This is a genomic window from Acidicapsa dinghuensis (genome assembly GCF_025685685.1).
GTDB lineage: Bacteria > Acidobacteriota > Terriglobia > Terriglobales > Acidobacteriaceae > Acidicapsa > Acidicapsa dinghuensis.
This window is the reverse complement of sequence record NZ_JAGSYH010000009.1, coordinates 41,264-63,295: the sequence shown is the minus strand read 5'-3', so window position 1 is coordinate 63,295 and position 22,032 is coordinate 41,264. Positions and strand designations below refer to the sequence as shown.

23 protein-coding genes are annotated in these 22,032 nt (G+C 57.4%); 12 read left to right on the top strand and 11 right to left on the bottom strand.

What is annotated here, in order from left to right:
• Genes coxB through OHL22_RS22395 form a run of 4 tightly spaced genes read left to right on the top strand, consistent with a single transcriptional unit; the run spans position 1 to position 3,872 of the window.
• A complete protein-coding gene (gene coxB, locus OHL22_RS22410) occupies positions 1 to 1,080 on the top strand; it encodes a cytochrome c oxidase subunit II (protein ID WP_263342026.1) in 1,080 nt (359 codons plus the stop codon).
• On the top strand, positions 1,077 to 2,738 hold the full coding sequence (ctaD, locus tag OHL22_RS22405) for a cytochrome c oxidase subunit I (RefSeq protein WP_263342025.1): 1,662 nt from the start codon (positions 1,077 to 1,079) through the stop codon (positions 2,736 to 2,738). The genes coxB and ctaD overlap by 4 nt, the downstream gene beginning before the upstream one ends.
• The gene (locus OHL22_RS22400) at positions 2,728 to 3,483 is read left to right on the top strand and encodes a cytochrome c oxidase subunit 3 family protein (RefSeq protein ID WP_263342024.1); all 756 of its coding nucleotides are present in this window, start codon (positions 2,728 to 2,730) and stop codon (positions 3,481 to 3,483) included. Before ctaD ends, OHL22_RS22400 begins: the two co-directional genes overlap by 11 nt.
• A 50-nt stretch (positions 3,484 to 3,533) precedes the next feature.
• The gene (locus tag OHL22_RS22395; protein ID WP_263342023.1) at positions 3,534 to 3,872 is read left to right on the top strand and encodes a cytochrome C oxidase subunit IV family protein; all 339 of its coding nucleotides are present in this window, start codon (positions 3,534 to 3,536) and stop codon (positions 3,870 to 3,872) included.
• A gap of 66 nt (positions 3,873 to 3,938) precedes the next feature.
• Here OHL22_RS22395 and OHL22_RS22390 read toward each other — a convergent pair whose 3' ends face one another.
• Both OHL22_RS22390 and OHL22_RS22385 read right to left on the bottom strand, forming a co-directional pair.
• Entirely contained in the window at positions 3,939 to 5,213 is a 1,275-nt protein-coding gene (locus OHL22_RS22390) for an alpha/beta hydrolase-fold protein (protein ID WP_263342022.1), read from the bottom strand.
• Positions 5,214 to 5,337: 124 nt separating this feature from the next.
• On the bottom strand, positions 5,338 to 6,108 hold the full coding sequence (locus OHL22_RS22385; protein WP_263342021.1) for a VOC family protein: 771 nt from the start codon (positions 6,106 to 6,108) through the stop codon (positions 5,338 to 5,340).
• Between the two features lie 86 nt (positions 6,109 to 6,194).
• Here OHL22_RS22385 and OHL22_RS22380 point away from each other — a divergent pair, with 86 nt between their 5' ends.
• From OHL22_RS22380 to OHL22_RS22370, 3 genes are all read left to right on the top strand, one after another.
• The gene (locus tag OHL22_RS22380) at positions 6,195 to 6,689 is read left to right on the top strand and encodes a MarR family winged helix-turn-helix transcriptional regulator (RefSeq protein ID WP_263342020.1); all 495 of its coding nucleotides are present in this window, start codon (positions 6,195 to 6,197) and stop codon (positions 6,687 to 6,689) included.
• 131 nt (positions 6,690 to 6,820) lie between these two features.
• On the top strand, positions 6,821 to 8,263 hold the full coding sequence (locus OHL22_RS22375; protein WP_263342019.1) for a DUF4139 domain-containing protein: 1,443 nt from the start codon (positions 6,821 to 6,823) through the stop codon (positions 8,261 to 8,263).
• Positions 8,264 to 8,427: 164 nt separating this feature from the next.
• A complete protein-coding gene (locus OHL22_RS22370; RefSeq protein WP_263342018.1) occupies positions 8,428 to 8,826 on the top strand; it encodes a hypothetical protein in 399 nt (132 codons plus the stop codon).
• On the opposite strand, the gene OHL22_RS22365 is transcribed toward OHL22_RS22370, so the two are convergent.
• Positions 8,816 to 9,484, bottom strand: a complete 669-nt coding sequence (locus OHL22_RS22365; protein WP_263342017.1) for an O-methyltransferase — start codon at positions 9,482 to 9,484, stop codon at positions 8,816 to 8,818. The two genes, OHL22_RS22370 and OHL22_RS22365, sit on opposite strands and share 11 nt — an antisense overlap.
• Positions 9,485 to 9,637: 153 nt before the next feature.
• On the opposite strand from OHL22_RS22365, the gene OHL22_RS22360 reads away from it, so the two are divergent.
• The gene (locus tag OHL22_RS22360; RefSeq protein WP_263342016.1) at positions 9,638 to 10,825 is read left to right on the top strand and encodes a GDSL-type esterase/lipase family protein; all 1,188 of its coding nucleotides are present in this window, start codon (positions 9,638 to 9,640) and stop codon (positions 10,823 to 10,825) included.
• 25 nt (positions 10,826 to 10,850) lie between these two features.
• On the opposite strand, the gene tgt is transcribed toward OHL22_RS22360, so the two are convergent.
• From tgt to OHL22_RS22335, 5 genes are all read right to left on the bottom strand, one after another.
• Positions 10,851 to 12,011, bottom strand: coding sequence for a tRNA guanosine(34) transglycosylase Tgt (tgt, locus tag OHL22_RS22355; protein ID WP_263342015.1), 1,161 nt, complete (start codon positions 12,009 to 12,011; stop codon positions 10,851 to 10,853).
• Between the two features lie 4 nt (positions 12,012 to 12,015).
• Positions 12,016 to 12,573, bottom strand: coding sequence for a hypothetical protein (locus OHL22_RS22350; protein WP_263342014.1), 558 nt, complete (start codon positions 12,571 to 12,573; stop codon positions 12,016 to 12,018).
• 150 nt (positions 12,574 to 12,723) lie between these two features.
• Complete coding sequence (locus tag OHL22_RS22345; protein ID WP_263342013.1) at positions 12,724 to 12,969, bottom strand: hypothetical protein; 246 nt, start codon at positions 12,967 to 12,969, stop codon at positions 12,724 to 12,726.
• A 105-nt stretch (positions 12,970 to 13,074) separates the two neighbouring features.
• Positions 13,075 to 14,913 (bottom strand): hypothetical protein, encoded by a 1,839-nt coding sequence (locus OHL22_RS22340; protein WP_263342012.1) that lies wholly within the window; start codon positions 14,911 to 14,913, stop codon positions 13,075 to 13,077.
• Positions 14,906 to 15,679: an ABC transporter ATP-binding protein gene (locus OHL22_RS22335; RefSeq protein ID WP_263342011.1), complete on the bottom strand. Its 774-nt coding sequence runs from the start codon at positions 15,677 to 15,679 to the stop codon at positions 14,906 to 14,908. The genes OHL22_RS22340 and OHL22_RS22335 overlap by 8 nt, the downstream gene beginning before the upstream one ends.
• 167 nt (positions 15,680 to 15,846) lie before the next feature.
• Here OHL22_RS22335 and OHL22_RS22330 point away from each other — a divergent pair, with 167 nt between their 5' ends.
• The 4 genes from OHL22_RS22330 to OHL22_RS22315 are packed head-to-tail and all read left to right on the top strand — an operon-like array spanning position 15,847 to position 18,028.
• The gene (locus tag OHL22_RS22330) at positions 15,847 to 16,161 is read left to right on the top strand and encodes a PadR family transcriptional regulator (RefSeq protein ID WP_263342010.1); all 315 of its coding nucleotides are present in this window, start codon (positions 15,847 to 15,849) and stop codon (positions 16,159 to 16,161) included.
• Positions 16,158 to 17,081: a hypothetical protein gene (locus OHL22_RS22325; protein WP_263342009.1), complete on the top strand. Its 924-nt coding sequence runs from the start codon at positions 16,158 to 16,160 to the stop codon at positions 17,079 to 17,081. The genes OHL22_RS22330 and OHL22_RS22325 overlap by 4 nt, the downstream gene beginning before the upstream one ends.
• A 9-nt stretch (positions 17,082 to 17,090) precedes the next feature.
• Positions 17,091 to 17,546 (top strand): GNAT family N-acetyltransferase, encoded by a 456-nt coding sequence (locus OHL22_RS22320; protein ID WP_263342007.1) that lies wholly within the window; start codon positions 17,091 to 17,093, stop codon positions 17,544 to 17,546.
• Positions 17,543 to 18,028: a GNAT family N-acetyltransferase gene (locus OHL22_RS22315; protein ID WP_263342006.1), complete on the top strand. Its 486-nt coding sequence runs from the start codon at positions 17,543 to 17,545 to the stop codon at positions 18,026 to 18,028. The genes OHL22_RS22320 and OHL22_RS22315 overlap by 4 nt, the downstream gene beginning before the upstream one ends.
• On the opposite strand, the gene OHL22_RS22310 is transcribed toward OHL22_RS22315, so the two are convergent.
• The 3 genes from OHL22_RS22310 to OHL22_RS22300 all read right to left on the bottom strand — a co-directional run bounded on the left by OHL22_RS22310 (position 18,023) and on the right by OHL22_RS22300 (position 21,925).
• The gene (locus OHL22_RS22310; protein WP_263342005.1) at positions 18,023 to 18,595 is read right to left on the bottom strand and encodes a tetratricopeptide repeat protein; all 573 of its coding nucleotides are present in this window, start codon (positions 18,593 to 18,595) and stop codon (positions 18,023 to 18,025) included. The genes OHL22_RS22315 and OHL22_RS22310 overlap by 6 nt on opposite strands.
• A 57-nt stretch (positions 18,596 to 18,652) precedes the next feature.
• Complete coding sequence (locus tag OHL22_RS22305) at positions 18,653 to 19,837, bottom strand: VWA domain-containing protein (protein WP_263342004.1); 1,185 nt, start codon at positions 19,835 to 19,837, stop codon at positions 18,653 to 18,655.
• A gap of 123 nt (positions 19,838 to 19,960) precedes the next feature.
• Positions 19,961 to 21,925 (bottom strand): TonB-dependent receptor, encoded by a 1,965-nt coding sequence (locus tag OHL22_RS22300; RefSeq protein WP_263342003.1) that lies wholly within the window; start codon positions 21,923 to 21,925, stop codon positions 19,961 to 19,963.
• Positions 21,926 to 22,032 lie beyond the last annotated feature (107 nt).

Below are 22,032 nucleotides of genomic sequence, written 5' to 3'. Positions count from 1 at the left end.
ATGGGATTGAGTCCAGTAATTTGGCAGTTTTTGGTCAAGTGGCTGACCAACTTTGCGGTCATTCCGCCTGAGGCCTCTACGCAGGCGCCGCAGGTCGATGCGCTTTTGGTTTTTATGACGCTGGTGAGCCTGGTCGGTCTGGTGCTGGTCGGCATGCTGATAGCGGGCTTCTCGATCCTGTACAACAAAGACCGCAACCCGGTGGCCACTCAGATCGAAGGCTCGACATTGCTCGAAGCCACCTGGACGATTATTCCGCTGGGCCTGTTCCTGGTGATGTTCGTCTGGGGATCTGTCTTGTACTTCCGCATCTACACGCCTCCGCCGAATGCCATGAACATTTACGTGGTGGGCAAGCAATGGATGTGGAAGGCAGAGCATCCGACCGGGCAGCACGAGATCGACGCACTCCATATTCCGGCGGGCGTTCCGATCCAGATCACGCTGATTTCGCAGGACGTCTTCCATAGCTTCTCGATTCCCGCGTTCCGTGTGAAGCGTGAAGCAATTCCGGGGCGTTACACGACGGAGTGGTTCGAGGCGACTACGCCGGGCACCTACCATCTCTTCTGCACGCAATACTGCGGCACAGAGCACTCCGGAATGATCGGCGAAGTTACGGTTCTGACGAAAGATGACTATAAGAAGTGGCTCGCTGAATCAACCAGCGGCGTTTCACTGGCACAGAACGGCGAACGGCTGTTTGCAAGTCTCAGCTGCAATGCCTGCCATAATGGACGTCCGGACGCGCGCGGGCCAAGTCTCGCTGATGTGTACGGATCGAAATTGACGCTGTCAACCGGGCAGGCCGTACAGGTAGATGATGCTTATCTGCGGCAAGCTATTCTGAATCCGTCCTCGCATATCACTCAGGGATATGCGCCGATCATGCCCACATATCAGGGGCAGGTCAGCGAGGAAGGACTGATCTCGCTGGTGGAATACATAAAGAACCTGAGCTCGAACTACCGGGTACAGCAGACGTTGAATACTACGGAACTGCTGCCCGAACAGCCGGCGCGGTCAGCCGGCCAGGCGGGCGCCACTCAACCGGCGTCCCAGGGGGTAACAAAGCCATGAGCACAATTGTGAGCCTTCCCGATCAGGCGACGGCACGCATACCGAAGCGCAATTATCTGTCGAACGAGAATGGCCTGCTGAGCTGGTTGCTGACTGGCGACCATAAACGCATAGCAATCCTGTATCTGATCTCGATCACGTTCTTCTTTGCGATCGGTGGCACACTGGCCGGGCTCATTCGTCTGGAACTCCTGACGCCACAGTCGGACCTGTTCGCTGCTGATACCTACAACAAGATCTTCACGATGCACGGCGTGATCATGGTGTTCCTTTTCCTGGTTCCGTCTGTACCGGCGACGATCGGTAATTTCGTAATTCCGATCATGGTCGGAGCCAAGGATCTGGCGTTTCCCAAAATCAATCTGCTGAGCTGGTATCTGTATCTGGCCGGTGGAGCGATGACGCTCTGGGCGATGATCTCTGGCGGCGTCGATACGGGCTGGACGTTTACGACACCGCTCTCGACGCACTTCTCGAACACGAATGTGGTCACGACGGGATTAGCGATTTTCGTCGCCGGCTTCAGTTCTATTTTCACCGGACTGAACTTCATCGTTACGATCCACCGCATGCGTGCGCCGGGCATGACCTGGTTCAAGCTGCCACTGTTCGTCTGGTCGAACTATGCGGGTTCGATTCTGATGGTGCTTGGCACTCCCGTTCTCGCAATCACTCTCGTCCTGGTGGTACTGGAGCGGACAATTGGCATCGGAGTGTTTGACCCAGCCAAGGGCGGCGACCCGATTCTCTTCCAGCATCTGTTCTGGTTCTACTCGCATCCGGCCGTGTACATCATGATTCTGCCGGGCATGGGTGTCATCTCAGAGGTGGTTTCGACCTTTAGCCGCAAGCGCGTATTTGGTTACACCGCGGTTGCGTTCTCTTCGGTAGCCATCGCGGTCTTCGGATTCTTCGTCTGGGCACACCACATGTTCATCATGGGTGTTTCCAACTACGCGGTGCTGGTCTTCTCGCTGCTGACGATGCTGGTCGCGGTGCCCTCGGCGATCAAGATCTTCAACTGGGCTTTCACCCTGTATAAAGGCTCAATCACCTTTGAGACGCCGATGCTGTACGCCTTCGGCTTCATGGGCCTGTTCACGATCGGCGGACTCACCGGCGTCTTCCTCGGCTCATCGGGCACGGATATTCATCTGACTGAGACTTACTTCATCGTGGCGCACTTCCACTTCGTCATGGTGGGTGGCATGTTGATGGCCTTCCTGTCCGGAATCCACTTCTGGTGGCCTAAAATGACGGGCCGGATGTATCCGGAAAAGATCTCGCAGTTGGCCGCGGTGGTGACGTTTATCGGATTCAACTTCACCTTTTTCCCGCAGTTCCTCCTCGGCATGCTCGGTATGCCGCGCCGGTATGCTGCTTATCCTCCAGAGTTCCAGGTGCTCAACGTCTTCTCGACGGCAGGCGCATCGATCCTGGGCATCGGATACCTGTTGCCGATCCTTTACCTGATCTGGTCGCTGAAGTACGGCAAGATCGCGGGCAACAATCCATGGCAGGCGACAGGGCTTGAGTGGCAGATTCAATCGCCGCCGCTCACTGAGAACTTCGTAGAGATTCCGATTGTGACGCAGGAAGCATATGACTATGAATGGCTCGAACGCCAGAAAGAGCATGAGGTGACGCATGTCGGATAGCCAGGCGGTCGCTACGACCGTCGATGCCGGACACGCCGGAGGACACGCGGCGCATCCGCCTTATCAGCGCCATCACTTCGTTTCGATGGAACAGCAGAACGAAACCACAAACTTCGGTATGTGGCTGTTTCTGCTGACGGAAATCATGTTCTTCGGCGGCATGTTTACCGCCTATCTGATCTATCGCAACTGGTACTATCCGGCGTTCGTTGCAGCTTCCCACACCCTCAATATCATTGAGGGTACCGCCAACACCGGAGTGCTGATCACCTCCAGCTTTACCATGGCGCTCGGAGTCTGGTGTGCCGAAACCAAGCGGCGCAAGGGACTGGTCTGGTCACTGATTGCAACGTTTATTCTGGGCCTGGTCTTTCTTGGCATCAAGGCGGATGAATATCACGAGAAATGGGTACTGCATCATGTGCCCGGCACCTACTTCAGCGCGCAAGCCTTTGTGCATCCAACCGCTGAAGATGGGAAACCGGCAGAGAAGCCGCTTGCACCCGATATGGCGGCTCACACCGAGGTGTATTTCTCGCTGTACTTTGCGATGACCGGTATGCACGCGTTGCATATGATCATCGGCATCGGAATTCTCTCCTTTATGCTGTTCCGCGCGACACGCGGCGCCTATATGGACGGTAATATCGCCTTTGTCGAAAATTTTGGCTTGTATTGGCACTTTGTCGACATCATCTGGATATTCCTGTTCCCGTTGCTCTATCTAATTAGCCGGTACAGTTAGGAACCATCGACAGCGAACAACATCGAGACAGTTTGAAGGGATACGGAGCGATGGCGGATTTGCAAACAGAACACCACGGGCACGAGCCCGAACAGCACAGCGAGCACAAGGTCGTCAGCCCCAAAGTTTATGGGGTAATTTTCCTCATTCTATTGGTGGGTACGGCGTTGACCGTGTGGGCTTCTTACTGGGACGTAGGGCCGTGGAATGCCGCTATCGCATTGGGCATCGCCTGCACTAAAGCAACGTTGGTGGTGCTGTTCTTCATGCATGTTAAGTACAGCTCAAAGCTGACGAAGTTGACGGTGGGCGCTGGCCTCTTCACTTTCCTCATCCTTGTGGGCATGTCGTTGGCGGACTACTTCACACGCGCCTGGGGTCAGTGGTGAATCGAGAAACTCAATAGTGAAAAGGCTGCCCATAGATGGCAGCCTTTTTCTTTTCCTGCGAAAAACCTAATGCTTTCTTTCCCAGAGCTCTTCGTGGCGGTCGTCGCGATAGAGAATTCCAGTGATGCGGCCCTGGGTGTCATGCTCAAAGGTGAGGCGAGTCAGGCTGCCTGAGGGATAGAAGAAGGTGTTGGTTGTCTCGGCGAGGATTTCGTAGACATCTCCTTGGGCGTTGCGAAGGAAGAGCTTCTCACCCTGCCGCTGAATGGTCGCCTGCACGATGTTGTAGCTATCGCGGTATTCCCCAACATAGGTGTCGAGCAGAGTCTCTGGCAGCTTAAGCGCAGGCGGATGCAGCGGAATAACCAGATGCTCTGCAAACGCCGGAAGCTGCGGTTCGGGGTTCTTAGGCTCGGTATGGACTGGTTGCCCTTGCGCGTTGAGCCGGTGATCTAAAAGCCACCGAGGGAGCTCCGGTTCGTTGAAAGCGCGGGTCCAGCAGTCGTGGTGCAGACCCTGGTACTCCCAGAAGCGGATGTGTCCGCCAGCTGCCTTGAATGCGTCGTACAGCAGTTCCGATTGGCGTGGAAGGACGGTGGTGTCTTCGCTGCCATGGAACAGCCAGATAGGCGTACGGCCGATGCGATGAGCGTATTCTGCCGGCAGGGTTGCCTGCTCACGCCAGCGCTCGGGCGCGTAGCTCCAGAAGATGCCAGAAGAGGCAATTGCGACCGCAGCCCAGCGGTGAGGATAATCCTTGGCGAGCTCCCAGGCGCCGTAGCCGCCGAGCGACAGGCCCATGAGGTAAGTGCGGTCAGGATCGGCGTGGAACTCACGCGTTTCCTGATCGAGGGTGGCCATTGCGAGCCGCAGCATATCCGGATCGGTCCAGAAATGCCGGTAAGGGCACTGCGGCATGACGACGATGAAAGGCCACCGCTCAGGATGATCGCGCAGTTGCTGCGGCAGGCCTATTTGTGTCTGCCACATCCCCTCGGTCCCACGCTCTCCGCGACCATGAAGAAAGAGGATGATCGGCGGCTGCTCGGCCGGCTTATCTTCCTTTGCGTGCTTTCCTGTGATCGGGGGTTCGAAGCGGTGAAAGTCTTCCGGAAGATAAATCTGAAAGTGGTATGTAATGCCGTCCAGCTCTAAGGTCCGATTGAGAAATCCTGTTTCCGGGACGGGTTCCGTCGTAGAACCGGATTTGGGGCGCGAGTAGGTTCGCACGTCGTTGCCGACGAAGCGGGCCTGAGCCGGCGCCGCCGTAGCCGTCGAGGAAAAGAGCAGAATGGCCAGCACCGCGCAGCCGGAAGCAGCGGCGCGGCGAAGAGGATACATACCAACATCCAACCATAGGTTCGCGCAGGAGAAAAGCGAATTACGAAGAGACAGCCAGAGAAGCAGCGCTGCTCGCTGCCCGAAAAGGTGACCGCAGCGCTGTTCTGGCCTGATGGTGTCTCAACTATTCGGTATTGCTAACGAGCGAGAAGTTAGCACCCTGTGGATCGGTGCCCTGAATGATCCATTGGCCGCCGGGGACCTGATGTGGGCCCATGAGAACAGTGCCACCGCCGGCTTTCACGCGTTCCACCGCGGCGTTGATGCCATCGACATGGAAGTAGAATCCCCAGAAGGTCATGGGGACGTTCGGCGGTTTAGTCATCATGCCGCCGATCTGTTTTTCGCCGTCGTTAAAGATGCGATAGACACCCATCGGGCCCATATCCATGTCGTTGTCGATCGTCCAGCCAAATAGGTCTGAGTAGAACTTCCAGGCAGTCTCTAAATCAGCGGTGTACAACTCATGCCATCCGATGGTGCCTGCCGTGGGTGGCGTGGGGCGAGTGGGAGAGGGCATTGCGGGATTTGGAGCAAAGATGATGAACGCCTCACCGCCGGGTGCCGACATGACAGCAAAGCGAAGCATGCCGGGTACATCCATGGGGCCGTTGCAGAGCTTGCCGCCCGCAGCTTCGATTTTCTTGACATAGGCATCGACGTCATCGACGGTGATATATCCAGTCCAGTTCGGAGGCATTCCCTTAGCTTCTGCCGGAATGGTCATCATACCGGCCATACCGACGCCGTCAACTTCGTAAATGATGTAGTTGCCGGTTGGGCCGGGCATATCTTTGGTGGACCAGCCGACAACGCTGGAATAGAACTTGCCGGCGGCATCGGTATCGGTGGTAAGCAGCTCATACCAGCCGAATTTGCCTATAGAAGCGGACATATAAAAACTCCTTCACGTTGAGGTTTTTCGTGCCGGACGGGGCTCGATTTTTGACTCGGTTACGTTGATACCAACATAATGGTAGAGTGTCAACCGCAACCAAGGTAAATATTGGGGAAATTCCTTTCAGTACGACGCTGGAAGTGCGGGACACCTGTGTCTGCCTGCATGTACAGCGGGCGGCGCGTGTGCTGGCTCGGCGATTCGACGCCGCTTTGAAACCCGCGGGTATCACTAATGGCCAGTTTTCGTTATTGATGAGTCTCAACCGGCCAATCATGCCCGGTGTTCCAAAGGCAACGATGGGCAATGTCGCCGAGCTGCTGGGTATGGATCGCACCACGTTGACAGCTGCGGCGCGTGTGCTGGTGCGGCGCGGTTTGATGAAGGTGGTTGCCGAGCCGGACGACCGCAGAAGCCGCATCCTTGTACTGACGGAAGAAGGGCGCAGAGTGCTGGCAGCGGCTGTGCCGATATGGAAGCGTGCACACCAGGCTCTGGAGAAGGAAATTGGCGCGGAAGCGTTGGAGACAGTGCGTCAGCATCTCAACGTCATTGCGAAAAGTGAGACGAGGTCTTAATTGGCGCTTCGCCTGCTCATAATCGAGATTTGAAGAAAATCTACGCGAGATTGCAAGTTTCGCCAGTTGGCCCGTCTATGGAGTGACTGCCTGAATCGAAAGGGCAGCGGAAGCAATTCCGGAGGTACTCGATGTCACGATCCATTTCGCTCTTGCTGGCCGCGGGCATTGCGGCTTGTGTGGTTGCCCTCGGAGCCAATGCGCAAAAGGCGATCAAGCCCGGCGACGTTTCAGCAGCGCAGCTGACCATCTACAACCAGGACTTTGCAGTGGTGCGTACGACTGTGCCGTTGGCGCTGCAGGCGGGCCGGAATGAGGTGACGACGGCGAAGGTGACAAGCCATCTCGAGCCGGATTCCGTGGTGCTACGCGACCCAACGAGCCGGGAGGCGATCCAGGTGCTGGAGCAGAACTATGATGCCGGAGTAGTGACGCAGGCATGGCTGCTGCAGAAGTACGAGGGTGAGACGATTGATTTCGTCACGCAGGGCTCGCAGGTGGTGGACACATCCACAGGCGAGCGTAAGACACTGCCGCCGACGATTGTGCAGGGGCGCATCATTCGCGCAGGAGACCAGCCGCTCATCGAAGTAAATGGCAAGATGCAGTTCCAGTTGCCGGGACTGCCTGTCTTTCCGGTGGAGACGGATGGCCTACTGCTGAAGCCGACGCTGCGCTGGGAGATTGAAGCCTCACGTGCGGAGAACATGATGGCGGAGCTCGACTACATCACGCAGGGCATGCAGTGGCAGGCTACCTACAACGTGGTGCTTCCGGCGACCGAGGACACGACGGGGCCGGAAAAAGCTGATGTGATGGGCTGGGTGACGATCGAGAACCATACCGGCACGGAGTTTCCCGCAGCGAAGATTCAGTTGATGGCTGGCGATGTGGCGAAGATCCAGCCGGTGCGCCAGTACATGGTTACGGCCGGAATGATGGCTATGAAAGCCGCGCCTGCCCCTCCAGCAGTCACGCAAAAAGCATTCGACGAGTTTCATCTCTACGATCTGAATCGCACGGTTTCACTGAAGGACGGCGAGACGAAGCAGGTGCAATTCATGGAGGGCAACGGCGTTACTGTGCAGCGGCGTTACGAGACGGATGGTGCTGACGAGAACAAGCCCACGCCGGTGTCGATCGTTGAGAAGATCAAGAACTCCGAGGCAAATCATCTGGGCATGCCGATTCCCGCGGGGCGGTTGCGTGTGTACCGTCGCGATACCGATGGGCAGATGCAGTTTGTTGGCGAAGACCAGATCGATCACACACCGGCGGAGCAGGACATTTCCGTATCAACGGGCCGAGCCTTTGATGTGACAGCCACGCGCAAGCAGACTGACGCACACAGCACCAACAAGACACGCGACGAGTCCTATGAGATCAAGCTCTCAAATCAGAAGGCGCAGGCTGTGACCGTGCATGTGATCGAGCACATGAATGGAGAGAATTGGAAGATCACAGCCAAGTCCACGGACTATGTGAAGAAGGACTCGACAACGATAGATTTTGCAGTGCAGGTGCCATCGAAGGGCGATGCCACGCTGACGTACACGGAACACTCGAACTGGTAGGAGCGAAGTATTAGCGTGAAGGTGCGAAAGTTTAAGGGGGACGGATGCACGCTGGGTGGCGAGGATTTTTCGCAGTGTCGACGATGCTTCTTCCCTGCTTGTGCTCGAACGCGCAGGCGACACCGGAGTTGCAGAGATCAAAATGGACCAAGGTGACGCTACGAATGCAGCAGAAGCAGGTTGCTGCCGGGACGGGGCCCGTGGCGCTGCTCTATACGGATAACGTGAGCGATCACCTGCTATCGATGGGCTTGGGGGCGTACCGTATTCACCTCGAAGGCGAGAACGGCGAGCCACCACGGACGGAATGGTATCACCGTTTGTTGGGTGACCCCGGCTATGCGCCGCTAATGACTACCTTGAATGTGTCTTCTGGTGTATTGGTAGCGCCTGAGAATACCTACTGCTGGTCGTTCCTGCTCGGCGCCTTTTATGAGGCTTTGCCGCCGGGGAAATATTCCCTGTACCTCGAGGTAGAAGACCCGGCTACAGGATCTGCAAGAGCATGGCTGCGGACGAATAGCGAAGAGTTTACGGTGGCGCAGGCCACAACTACGAAATGACCAGCGCAAGCGCAAAGCCATCGTAGCCCTTGGCTCCAACGGTTTGCAGTGCTGTTGCTTTCAGGCGAGGATTGGCTCCCATCTGCTCAAACATGGTGCGAGTACCGGTGATGGAGGGGTCCGTGCTCGAGGCATCAGAGATCTTGCCGTCGCGAATGACGTTATCGACAACGATGAATGTGCCGGGGTGCGAGAACTTCAATGCCCATTCGAGATAGACAGGATTGTTGGGCTTGTCGGCGTCGATGAAGATGAGGTCGAAGGGCTCTGCATTCTCTGCTTGCAACTGCGCAAGTGAATCAGCGGCGCGGCCCTGGCGCAGTTCGACGATCCTGCTGAGGCCGGCATCTGCGATGTTTTTCAGCGCTACCTGCGCGTGCTTCTCTTCGTATTCGAGAGTGATGAGCTTGCCGTCATGCGGCAGGGCGCGCGCAAGCCAGATGGTGCTGTATCCGCCCAGTGTGCCGATTTCAAGGACTCGCGTTGCGGAAACGAGGTGGACGAGCATCTGGAGAAACTGAGCTTGCGCGGCCGTCACGTCAATTGCGGGCAGACCTGCTGCTTTGTTTGCGCTCATCACTGCGTCAAGAACGGGGTCGGCAGGAATCAGGGTCGTAGTCAGATATTCGTCTACATCGGTCCAGATTGGCTCAGGCATTCTGCGCTCCAGGATTCACTCTAGGTTCTCTTGCAGGATAAAGGCTGAACCTCCGGATTGGATCGTGGACCATCCGATTGACGTTGTAAGCTGCTATTCGTGAATGGTTATTTATATCGGATTGCGTGTTGTGTGTGGTTTGGCTTTGGTTGCATGTCTGCGCGGGCGCAGGTTGGCGCGCAAACGCCTGTGCCATGGACAGGGACATGGGCCGCTCCCCCGAATGAGGTCTCGATTGCAGATCCCACATTATCAAAAGGCTTACAAGGGCTGACTTTGCGTCAGGTGGTTCGAGTAAGCCTTGGCGGAGATGCAGTGCGGCTTCACTTCACAAATGTGCATGGAACAGCGCCGGTGACGATTGCCGATATGCACCTCGCCGATGCCGATTCCGACAAGAGCACGGTTCCTGGAACGGACCGTGTGATCACATTTGGCGGATCACATGAGGTGACGATTCCGGCAGGCCAGACAGTGACAAGCGATACAGTCGCCTTCCCTGTTGCCCCGTGTTCCGATCTCGCTGTGAGCCTCTACTTTCCGCAGCCGGTGGATGCGGTGCACATGAGCGGACATACGCAGGCCTGGCAGTATGTCTATCTCGCAAGCGGAGACGCGGGAGCTAAGCCGAATATCGATGCGATTTCATTGGCCAAACCGCTCACAAGCTTTTACTACCTGACCGGCATCGATGTGCTGAATGTGAAGGCTCTGGGTGCGGTAGCGACGTTCGGCGCATCCATCACCGATGACAGCAATACGACCTTCGGCGCACATCACGGATGGAGAGATCTGCTCGCGCAGCGATTTTGTGACGCCCACATTCCTGTAGGCGTGGTGAATGCGTCGTTGAGTGGCAATCGCCTGCTGAGGAGCAGCCGCTTTGGCGGAGCCACAGGCGTCTCCCGCTTTCAACAGGACGCGCTCGATCAGGCCAATGTGAAGTGGGTGATCTTTTCCGATGACGCAATCAATGATCTGAGCGGGGCCACGCCACCCAGCTACGACTCTCTGCTTAGCGCCATCAAAACTCTGCGAGATCAGGCGCATGCGAAAGGCGTGAAATTCTATTGCTCTACGCTGACGCCGAATATAGGCCGTGCGCCAGACCAGTGGACTCCTGAGGCGCAGACCACGCTCGAACAGATCAATGCGTTTTATCGCGGCGCGGAGAGTGGATGCGACGGAATCGTCGATCAGGATGGAGTGACACACGATCCGGCGATGCCGAAGCGCTACCTGCCGGCCTATGATGCCGGCGATCATCTGCATCCGAACGACGCCGGGCATCAGAAGATTGCAGAGAGCATCGACCTGAGCTTGTTTGACGGCAGGAAGTAGAGGCCAAGTCTCTCGCGCAGGAGCGTTACGCAGATTCCAGTTCCGCGCGTAGATTTGCCATGGTTGTCAGGTAGAAATGCAGGTTGTGAATCGAGTTTAGAATGCCGCCGAGCGGTTCGCCGGTTTGGGCCAGATGGCGCAGATAAGCGCGGCTGTAGCGCGAGCACGTTGGACAAATACAGCTTGGGTCCGGCGGATTCTTGTCTTCGGCATATTGCCGGTTCTTGATGTTCATGCGCGCTACTCCCGTAGCTTCGGCATTGGTGAAGAGCAGGCCATGCCGCGCGGCGCGTGTCGGAATCACGCAGTCCATCATGTCGACACCCATGCGTGCGTACTCGACGATCTCGTCGGGATAGCCGACGCCCATCACATAGCGCGGCTTGTCCTTGGGCAGATAGGGCAGTGTTTCGGCGATGACCTGGCGTGTCAGCTCGCGTGGTTCGCCGACACTGAGACCGCCGATAGCAAACCCATCAAAACCTGAGCCTTCGTGTTCCAACTCCAGCAGGCGTTCCGCTGATTCGCGGCGCAGATGCGGATACATGCCGCCCTGCACGATGCCGAAGAGGGATTGCGTTGCGAGTGCGCCATCGGATTGAAGGATCTCGGTATGCCACGGCACGCGGTGCTGGTTGGCGCGAAAATGCGAGAGGGAGCGCGCGGCCCAGGCGAGCGTATAGCGCAGGCTTTCGCGGGCGCGGGCTTCGTCCGCGGGGTATTCGGTGCATTCGTCAAAGGCCATGCAGATATCGGCGCCGAGAGCGATCTGCACATCCATCGAGTGCTCGGGTGTGAACATGTGGCTCGATCCGTCGAGATGCGAGCGGAAGCGCACGCCTTCATCGGAGATCTTGCGCAGGTCCGAGAGCGAAAAGACCTGAAATCCACCCGAATCGGTGAGCATGGCGCGCGGCCATGAGATGAACTTGTGCAATCCGCCGAGACGCGCGATCAGCTCATGGCCGGGGCGCAGATACAGGTGATAGGTGTTACCCAGGATGATTTGTGCGCCGATCTGGTTCGGCCCAATCGTTTCGAGCGTGGACTGCTGCACCGCCTTCACGGTGCCTTGCGTGCCGACGGGCATAAAGACCGGTGTTTCCACAGTCTGATGTGGAAGATGGATACGCGCACGCCGCGCACCTGAAGCGCGAGTGCTGAGGAGTTCGAACTGTAAGGCCACGCTTCTATTTTAGTGGTGGAGAGCCACCTGCTTCATGAAGGCCTCTTTCGTAGTCACCATCGAACTCGACCAATGTGACGTCGGACAGCTTATAACGAAAGAGTTCGTCTTCGCCCCACGAGGCGTCGGTATCAATTTCGCGCATCCAGAATCTACCTTCGCTAATCTCGGTTACGCAGCCGATGTGACAGACACCAGGCTTTGTCTTTTCGCGATGGATTGCAACGAGAGGGAAAGCCTGATTTGCAGTTTGTAGGATGGATTCCACATTTGCCAGGTCGATGGTTGGTCTGGATGGAATCTCCTGTCCTCGCTTGTTAAGGACAGTCTGGTACATCGACGCAATGCTGTCGGAGGCGCATTTCAAGTTCCGGATATCTGCGATGCGGCAGCACAAAAAGCCATCCAGAGTAAATCCGTCTCCGAAGACAGCCATCAGGATGAACTTCGGCCCGACGTCGAGGACATAACCCTTCACGCTTCCCCATTCGAACGGGCGCGAAAAACGGATGAGTAATTTCTCCTCTACGGCACGAAGAAGGAACGACCTCTTTTTAGCCATAACGACTCGTTTCGTTTGCAGCTAGTGGAAAGCTCGATACTTTCATTGCGATTAGAGCTAGCGCCGTAGAGACTAAATCCTCTATCCATTTATTGGCTTGGACAGGAGATAAATCTCCAGTCTAGTTCACGATGTGCTTCACTATACCGCTTAAGCAATCAGCGACCGAATCCGCGACTCGATCATGCTGCACGGTACAAAGATAGGCTTTTCCGTGCACTGAATAGTGAGAGTCTGCGCCGCGGCATCGTAAGACCAGCTAAAATCCATGCCCTGATACGAAGTGGAGCCGGATTCACCTATGAGGTTGAGCCCTTGCGACTGAGCCTGCGTGAGCAGAGCAGCGTATTTGTCAGGCGTAATTTCGCACAAGGCAATCGGTGGACAATGAGACATAAGAACTCCTCTGCTTTGAAGGTAGCAAAGTGAGCCATAATTCCACGCAAATGCAATTGCGAAATGTGATTGTGGGGTCTGAACGGTCTTTTGAGCCGTTTCCTCTCATCGTGTTAATCCCAGCGTGAGAAACCATTCATCGGTTTCGTCCTCCGGAAATCCACCGACAATGCCGCGCTGCGCTGCGCGGTCAAAGAGCATGAGCACGATGTGCGTAGCGGCAACACCGAGGAGTATGCGCAGGATGTAGATCGGATGCTGCTCGGCTGCACGTTCGATATCGATTGTGAAGAGAATGAGGAGCGGAAATACCGCTGCGTAGAGGACAAAGATAATGGTGAGACTCGCGCGGCCTGGCAATCGCGGGCGGGTGAAGGCGATCTGTGTGCGGCCGAGGAAGAAGAGATCGCCCAGCAGCAGCGTGATGCTCGCTCCGCAGATGGCTTGAATCAATAGGCTGAACCAGCTCCAATGCAGTGCGAGCAACAGGCCGAGGATAACAAGCGTTAGCGCGCCGCAGCAGAGTGTAGTGAAGGTGCGTGCGACTTTGGCAGCCCGGCCCGGATAAGCGTAGGGCGCGGGGTAAGCATCCGCAGGGCGAGTGAACTGCATGCTGATTGGAAAGATCCAGCGCGCCAGCATATCGACAGGAAAAGTGATTGCCGCACGCAGCCCGGAGGCAAGCCAGAAAAGAAGCAGCGGCATCAAGGCATGCAATCCAATCGACGAAAGCATCAGAGCGAGCGCGCCATCGGCCGTATGGCGAAGATCGAGAACACAGCACAAAGCGATGGCCAGGCCGATGCCCGAGTAGAGCGCGAAATAGACCTGATACCGGGGCGTGCGCGCTATGGTCTGCGTGATGAAGTGAAAGACGGCGCGTTGTTGCGGACGCCGCAGCACGGTTTTGCGCAGCAGTTTGCTGACCATGCTGGTCGCATGAGCACGAGCGGTCACCACGCCCTCGATAGCGCGCTTCTTCTGTTTTGCCCAACCGAGAGGGTATGTAATGACGCAGAGAGCCGCCACGATCAAGGTAGCGTAAAGTCCGATGACGGCCAGCGATCCGCAGGCTGCCGGAGCCACGCTTCCGTCCATCAGGAATTCGTAGAGCGCCATGAACCAGACAGGCGGGATGAATTTCGCAAACCAGACTTCGCCGCCGAGTAGAGCCTGCAGATGAAAACCAATAAGCGGCCAGAGCAGAAGAAACAGCACAAAGGCCGCGATGAAGGCCGTTTGCAGTACGGTTGAGAGCGGCCGGAACCATCGCGCGGGAAGCGTGGTGAGGATGACTCCTTCAACTGCAAGCGGCGTGAGCGCCGCGAAGATGCCGGCCAGCAGTACCGCCGCGGCATGAGCCCCGACGGTGTGAATGAGCGACGCCAGGCTATGGCTATAGAGTGCGGAGAAAGGCAGTAATGCGAAGAGATTTGTTCCGATGAGGAATATGCCAAGGAAGCGCAATACAGCACTCGATTTTGCAACAAAGAGCTCACGCGCCTTAAGCGGCAGAGGTAGCAGGATCTGAAAATCGGAGCGGTCGGGAAACATCATCTCCCACTCAAAAGTGGCGATGATGCCCATGGCGATAAACGAAAAAAGCACCACAAAGTAGCGATCGGCCATGATTTCCCGGATAGGCCGATTGATGTTATGCGGCAGCAGCCAGAACGTGTACATGAGCTGCGGCACAGCGAAAAAGCTGAGTATGCGGATGACGGTGATGTGCGTCTCGCCATCGAGCGCAAGCGTGTCGTTATCAAAGAATCGACGGAAGAAATGATCGCGCAGGATCTTCGCGCGCGAGGATGGCGGAGGAATTGGTTTCAGCGCGTCGGGATCCTCAACCTCAAGGATGCGGAACTGCGGTGGCATCGCCTCCGCAGCTCTGACTTCAACGTTGACTTCTTCGATGTCGATAGTGCGAAGCGGTTCAGGCATGTTGCACCTTCATCACGCCGACGAGGTCGCGGGCTGTTTGCTCGGTGTCGGTCTGCTGTACGAGCTGTGCGAAGACACTTTCGAGATCGGCCAACTTTGTCAGCTCGGTCAATCGGCTCGGCGCTGCGTCGGCAACCACCTTGCCTTTGGAGAGGATGATGACGCGGTCGCAGACACGTTCTACGACTTCAAGCACATGCGAGATATAGAGAATCGCCTTGCCTTCGCTTGCGAGCAGGATCAGCAGGTCTTTGAAAAGCCGTGCGGTAACAGCATCGAGACCGCTCAATGGCTCGTCGAAGATGAGCAGCGGCGGATCGTGCATGAGTGCCGCGGATAGCAGCACGCGCTGCTTCATGCCCTTGGAGTAGTCGGAGATGGCCGAGTATTGCGCATGCTCCAGCGCGAACAGAGCAAGCAAGCCGCGCGCCTTCGACTCGATCAGCGCCTCGGACATGCCGCGCAGGCGGCCTACTAGCTGCAGGTATTCGAGGCCTGAGAGATGCGTGTAAACATGTGCTTCTTCGGGCACGTAGCCGAGGTTGGCGCGGAAGCTGGCAAGATCGTCATGGATGCTGCGTCCGCGAAAGAGGATTTCGCCATCCGTCGGCTCGATCATGCCGGTGATCATCTTCACCGTGGTGGATTTACCAGAGCCGTTGGGGCCGAGGTAGCCGAGGACTTCGCCCTCATTGAGCACAAAACTGACATTGTCGACGGCGGGAATGGTGCGATAGCGTTTCGTGACGTTTCGGACTTCCAGCATGGGCGCCTCGGGTTCGGAGAGTGAAATGAATTGCCTTCCCATACCCTATGTAGTACACTTTTTAGTGTCGCGTCAAGCCCTGATCTTTTGGCCCCGAATTTTTCGAGCGATGAAAACGCGAGTGACTACCCCGGTGGAAAACGAGTAAGGTGAAATGCGAGTTGGTTATGAGTTCCGGAAAGCTTTCGCATAGCGTGGCAATGATTCTGAAGGCGTTGAGCCTCGGCTACCAGTTCGGCTTCGAGATCATGGAGGTCACTGGTCTGCCGAGCGGCACGGTCTATCCGGCACTGCGCCGGCTGGAGCGTGACGGACTGGTGTCTTCGCAATGGGAGGCCGAGGCTGAAGCCTTTGAAGAGCAGCGGCCGGCGCGGCGCTATTACGAACTAACCAAAGTAGGCAAGGAGGCAGAGATGGCGGCTACGCAGCGCTATCCGCTGCTGGCGAGGCTGGTTCCGGAGAAGCTGGGGAAAACGCTATGAGCCCTCGGAAGAGCGAAGCAGAGTCGGAGATCGAGGATCTGGATGTACCCGTCGTCGCGCTGCGGCAGGAAGTCCGCGGCATCTGCGGTAGAGTGCTCCCATTTGCTGCGCGGCTAACTCCCGCGCAGCGTCGCAACGAATGGCTGCGTGAGTGGCGGGCGGAGCTGTGGTGCCTGCAGCATGGCGGTCGGCGCGTGCGCTGGGATCATGACGTAATGAGCGCCGCAAGTCTTGCCTACGGCATGATGGCCGATGCAGCGTGGCTTGGCTTCGATGCAGCACTGGCGAAGCGGCGCGGGACCGCCTCCGCGTGCCTGTGGGTGCTGGCTGCATGGTGCCTGGTCTGCGCAGGCCTGGAGCGGATGATGATGGGCTCCTGGACAGTCTTCTGGAGCGTGCTGGAGACGCATTTCCTTAATGGCTACATCTTCATCGCTGCGCCCGCGATATTTGCTTCAGCGGCGACGAATCCGGTGCGTCCGCCGCGATGCGAGGGCACGCACAGGCGCGGATGGCTCACGACAAAGGCGCGCTGGAATCTCTTCCTGTGGGCCAAGGTTGCGTTGACGCTTGCGCTCGGATTCTTTGCCTGTATGGCTGCCACAGCTCCGCTGCGCATGGAGATTGGCCGCTGGGCTGACTGGGTGGAGATGCCGCTCTTTGCCGTCACGGTGACGGCAGGGTTGCGCTGGGCACTGCTGAACCAGGAGCAGCGCTGTCAGACCTGTCTGCGCATGCTTAAACAACCGACGCGGCTCGGACCGCCCTCTTATAACTTTCTCGAGTGGAGTGGCATGGAGCTGGCTTGTTCCGACGGGCACGGGCAACTGCATGTGCCGGAGATGCGCGGAAGCTGGTGCTGGTATGACCTGTGGGTAGAGCGTGAAAGCGGCAGCGAGACAGTCGAACGCATTGCATAGACTGTAGGCATGATCACTACACGCGCGGTGGAACCGCGTGACCACGCAACTATCTGCGACCATCGCTATCGCATGTTCGCTGAAAATGGAGCTTCGATAGAGTCGCTCGATGCGATGCGCGAGCCGTTTGCCGCGTGGCTCGCTCCGCGTCTCGAAGACGGGCGCTATTTTGGCTTCGTGCTTGAGGACAATGGTCGCATCGTCGCAGGCGTCGGCCTCATCCTGCTCGATTTTCCTCCGCATTTTCTGCATCCCGCGAATGCCGAGCGTGGTTACATTCTCAACGTCTTTATTGAGCCGGAGTATCGCGGCCAGGGGCTCGCGAAAAAGCTGATGGAGCTTGCGGATGCGGAGTTCCGCCGACGCGGTGTCGCGTTTGAGGTACTGCATGCGTCGGGTATGGGCCGGCCTGTATACGAAGGACTCGGATGGATGGTGATGCCGGAGATGGGGAAGGCGCTATGAGCGTGACGATCCGTGCAGCCACCGACGCAGATCACGATGCAGTGTGGGCAATTCTCGAACCGATGATTCGTGCAGGTGAGACCTACACGCTGCCACGCGATATGTCGCGCGAAGATGCGCTTGCGTACTGGTTCACGCCGGGCAATCGGGTATTTGTCGCAGAGCTGGATGGCAAAGTTGCTGGCACGTACTATCTACGCGCCAATCAGCGCGGCGGTGATCATGTCTGTAACTGCGGCTACGTAACGGCTGCGTGGTCGGCGGGCCGAGGGTTGGCAGGCGCAATGTGCAGGCACTCGCTTAAATACGCAAAAGGCGAAGGCTTTCGCGCGATGCAGTTCAACTTCGTTGTGAGTAGCAATGAGGCCGCAATTCATTTGTGGCACAAGCATGGTTTTCGCGAGCTGACACGCTTGCCCGGTGCGTTTCATCATCCGAAGCTGGGATATGTGGATGCGCTGGTGATGTGGCGGGAGTTATGACGCGCTGAGCATATCAATTTGCCGTTGGGCTTCGTCAATGCCGGGAGTCAGATCGGCTTCCTTATAAGGCGATCCCGGCTCACGCCAGACCTGGTCGTAAAGCTGCCCCGCTTCCTGCCAGAGAGCGATCGCTTCTAGTTTTTTTCCCAGCCTGGTTTGCAGCACTGCGTAGCCGCGCAGTGTGTTGGCAAGATCCAGCGTGTTTCTCTGAGGATGGCTTCGATAGACCGTGAGTGCCTCCACATAGTTGCCTTCAGCTTCGGAATGCTGCTGCAGTTCACGCTGAATATCGGCGACGTGGCGAATCGTGTGCGCATACAACAATGGATCATCCAGGTTGCGGCTCAGCGACGCAGCTTGTTCGTAGCATTCAAGAGCTTCCTGCTTGTTGCCTTCATCGCGCAGAATCTGTCCGAGACCCTTGAGCGACTGCACAAGCGCGGTAGTATCGCCCGCTTCCCGGCTCAGATCCAGTGCTTCTGCATAGGCGTGGTTCGCATCGGCAGAGCGTCCGGCGCGACGCGCCTGCACACCCTGAGCCAGCAAAGATTGAATAGCTTCACGCATGTCGCGGCAAGTCTAGCATGTACTCGCTTTTTATACGTGCACACACGTCAGGAGACGTTAACGGCTTTGCGTTGTGGAATCGTTATCCACCCAGTAGCTGTTACGTGCTGCCAAGTCCAGCTCAGGATAACCGTTGAGGCGCAGCTTCACCGTATGCAGACCGACATGCGGTGACTGAGGTTGAAAGCTCAGCATGTAGCGGTTCGGCACATGGTTAGAGATGGTTTCAAGATCGCGCTCAAGACTCTTGTTGTCTTTAAAAGGGAAATACTCGCCACCCGTCATCTCAGCTACAGTCTCAGGCACATTGTGTTCAAGGGAGTGAACGCCAGCGAGCACGGCCATCTTGCCGAGCGCAAGCGGCGGAGCCAGCAACGCGGCGCAGTCGAATGCTTGGTTGGCTACCTGGCCGGGTGTGCGCGCCGGGGCCGAATCCGCGACGGTGTCTTTCGCGCCCGCAGCGGCTTCGTCCGCGGTTGGCGGATTTGGGCCGTCAGCCCGGGCCATGCATCCGTGACGTGGACCGGGAGCGCTGGTCTCGAAGGCATTGCCGCTGCGTCGCAGCGATTCAGACTTGATCGACGAGAAAGCGAGGCTGTAGATGGCCGTGTTGGCGTCGCCGATCTCGCGCAGAGCCTCTTCCATCGAAACATGACTACCGGCTAGTGGGCGATCGAGGGTTTCGCTGATAAGCAGAATGGCGCGCCGGTACTGAATGGGCTGCTGCTTGAGCAGATCGACCGAGAAGCCAAGTGTGTCGAGAATCGCTGCTCCGGGATCGCCCGGCGAAAGGTTGCGAATCGCCGAGGAAATGTCGTCGGAGTCGTCAGTGAAACCCTGAACGAGCTTCGGCACACTGTCAAAGGTGACGACCGCGACCTTATGTGGAACCTGGCCGGTGAGGTTATCGACCATCAGTGACAGCGTGCCGTAGTTGCGAAGCCGCCTGGCTCCGTCACCGCCCGTCTGAATGGCGACGATCAATGCGAGCGGTTCAGCGTCATTATCTGGTTCGAGAGTCAGTGGCTGGGTGACGCCATCATCCGTCAGGGCGAAGTCCTTGGCAGTCAGAGCGAAGACTGGCTCGCCCTTGCGGGTCGTCACCAGGGCCGGCACAAGCACGACCGTTGAGTTGGTTGTAATGACGGGAGTGGGCTGATTCGCAGCTCCGCCAGGGACTGGCGTTTGCGAAAAAGCAGGCGATACACAAAGAAGAACAAGGGAGAGACGCAGGGGAAACATCGGAGGCCTCCAGATGCTGCGTGTCTCGTTGGACGGCAAAGAATAGCTATTAGTTGCTGGTGCTAAGCGAGATTCGATGTCTTCGGTACCAAATCTGGCCGAATCAGAAGCTCCAATAGGCGATTACCGTGGCGAAGGCCCGAGTTTCAGATTGAAGCCACCCCGAATCGTCCGCGGATTGCCCAGCGTCAGCGTCGGTGTGCGGCCCACTTCAATGCTGCGGTCAAAGAGATTTTCTGCAGAAGTGAAAAGCTCGATGCGTTTGCCGAAGTCATGCGAGGCATAAGTATCGAGCTTGAAGTAGCTGTGGAGTAAGTAGGTATTCGCGTCGTCGTCGAACTGATGGCCGCTCATGCGGGCCTGCAGGCTGAGCGTGCCGATCTTCGGCTTGTAGGCGCGAAGCTGCGCGCTTCCCATCTGGTGCGGCACCTGCGGAATCCAGTTGCCGGCAGGAGCATCGCCCGTTCCCTTGGTGACGTCGGCGTTGGTGAATTGATAGCCGCCTTGCACGGCCATCCACGTGAGCGGATGCGCCTCAAAGTCCACGGAGACGCCGCGTGACTCGATCTGGCCCAGGTTTTCGCGCTTGAGTTGGATGGGATTGCAGGTGCTGCAAGTGGTAAGCGCCGTGATGGGCCGGTTCACCTGCGTCCAGAAATAGCTGGCGCGCACGGTGCCCCATTTCTGCTGCATCGCGATGCCCGTTTCCCAACCCGTAGCGCGCTCGCTGACCAGGTCGTTATTCGGCAGCGTCAGCAGGCTGCCAACCTGCGTGGAGCGGTATAGTTCATTCGCCGTGGGCGCACGAAAGGCGCGAAAGCCCATCGCACTCAGCGCGAAATGTTCACTCAGCTTGCGGTCGATGCCGATACGCGGATCAAAAACGTGCTGGCTGATCTGGGGCAGCGTTGTCACGGTCGGCAGGAACTGCTGTCCGTCAAAGTTGTTGAACCAGTCGATGCGGCCTGAGGCAGAGATGGTCCACGCGCCGGGAGTCCAGAGCAGCTCGGCATACGTGCCGGTCTGGCGCTGCCGGTCATGCAGGTTTACGTAGGACTTCACTCCTGACTTGATGACGGTCTCAAAGTCGCCTGCCCGGACGTCATGCGTGTCGCTGCCCGCGAGGAAGACCAGATCCGGACGCAGGGGCTTGCTCCAGTGCAACACCAGGCCCATTTCATCGTCAGGCGTCCTGGCAAAGCGGTTCAGGATTTCCGAGTTGCGATTGGTCGCGATGGTCGAAAAGGTCTGGCGATAGTGTTCTGTTGATCCGTAAGCGCGAAAGACCGTTGTACTGCCGCCGAAGAAGCCGCCGCCTGCGGGTGTCCAATCGCTGCCGCCAGCAAAACGCCAGATGCGCGTGCCATTCTGCTGAATGGGCGTACCGTTGCCACGCGCTTCGTTCATTGCCGAGCCTTTGACGAACACGCGCAAGGCGCCCTGTTGGTGGTCGAGAAAGAGCAGTCCATTCTGTGCATGAACGTTGGAAGGAACATCAACGGAGCCGCGTTCATAGGGCACTGTTTGAATGAAACCGTCGGTGCCGAGCACACCGCCAGTAGCGAGCGCACCCCAGGCTCCACGTTTGCCTTGCAGAAACAGGTTGTCCTGGTAGGTGTTCTCTGAGCCGTAACTCGAGGTCAGCTCGGCAGAGTTGGCGCTGGGTCTGACCGGAAGCACGTTAATGACGCCACCGATGGCGCTCGATCCGTAGAGATCGCTGGCGCCGCCACGCACCACTTCGACTGAATGAATGGAGAGTTCCGGCAACTCTTCCCAGTGAATCCAGCCAGCAAAGGCGTCATTGAGCGGAATGTCATCTTCCGTCACCAACGTGCGGCTGGCCGAGGTTGATCCCAGGCCGCGCAGGCTGATGCCCTGCGAGGACGGATTGGCGACAAGTGAACTGGAACGGCGAAACGTCTCCGCGCCGGGGATCAGGCGAAGCTGGCCGTCTAGCGTGATGGGGGCCGATTCCTGCAAATCGGTCGGCGTGAGCACGCGCGTGCTGGAGGGATTTTCAAGATCGCCGAGCGGCGTGCGGTAGGCAGTTATAGTGACAGTTTGATGATCACTCAGATCGATCATTGACGGATCGGCAATTGTAACTGGTTGAGGGGTTTGAGAAGATCGCTGCACGGCTGACGGATTTTCAGGAGCTTGGCCGTATGCGGAACCCGAAAAAGCGGCGAATG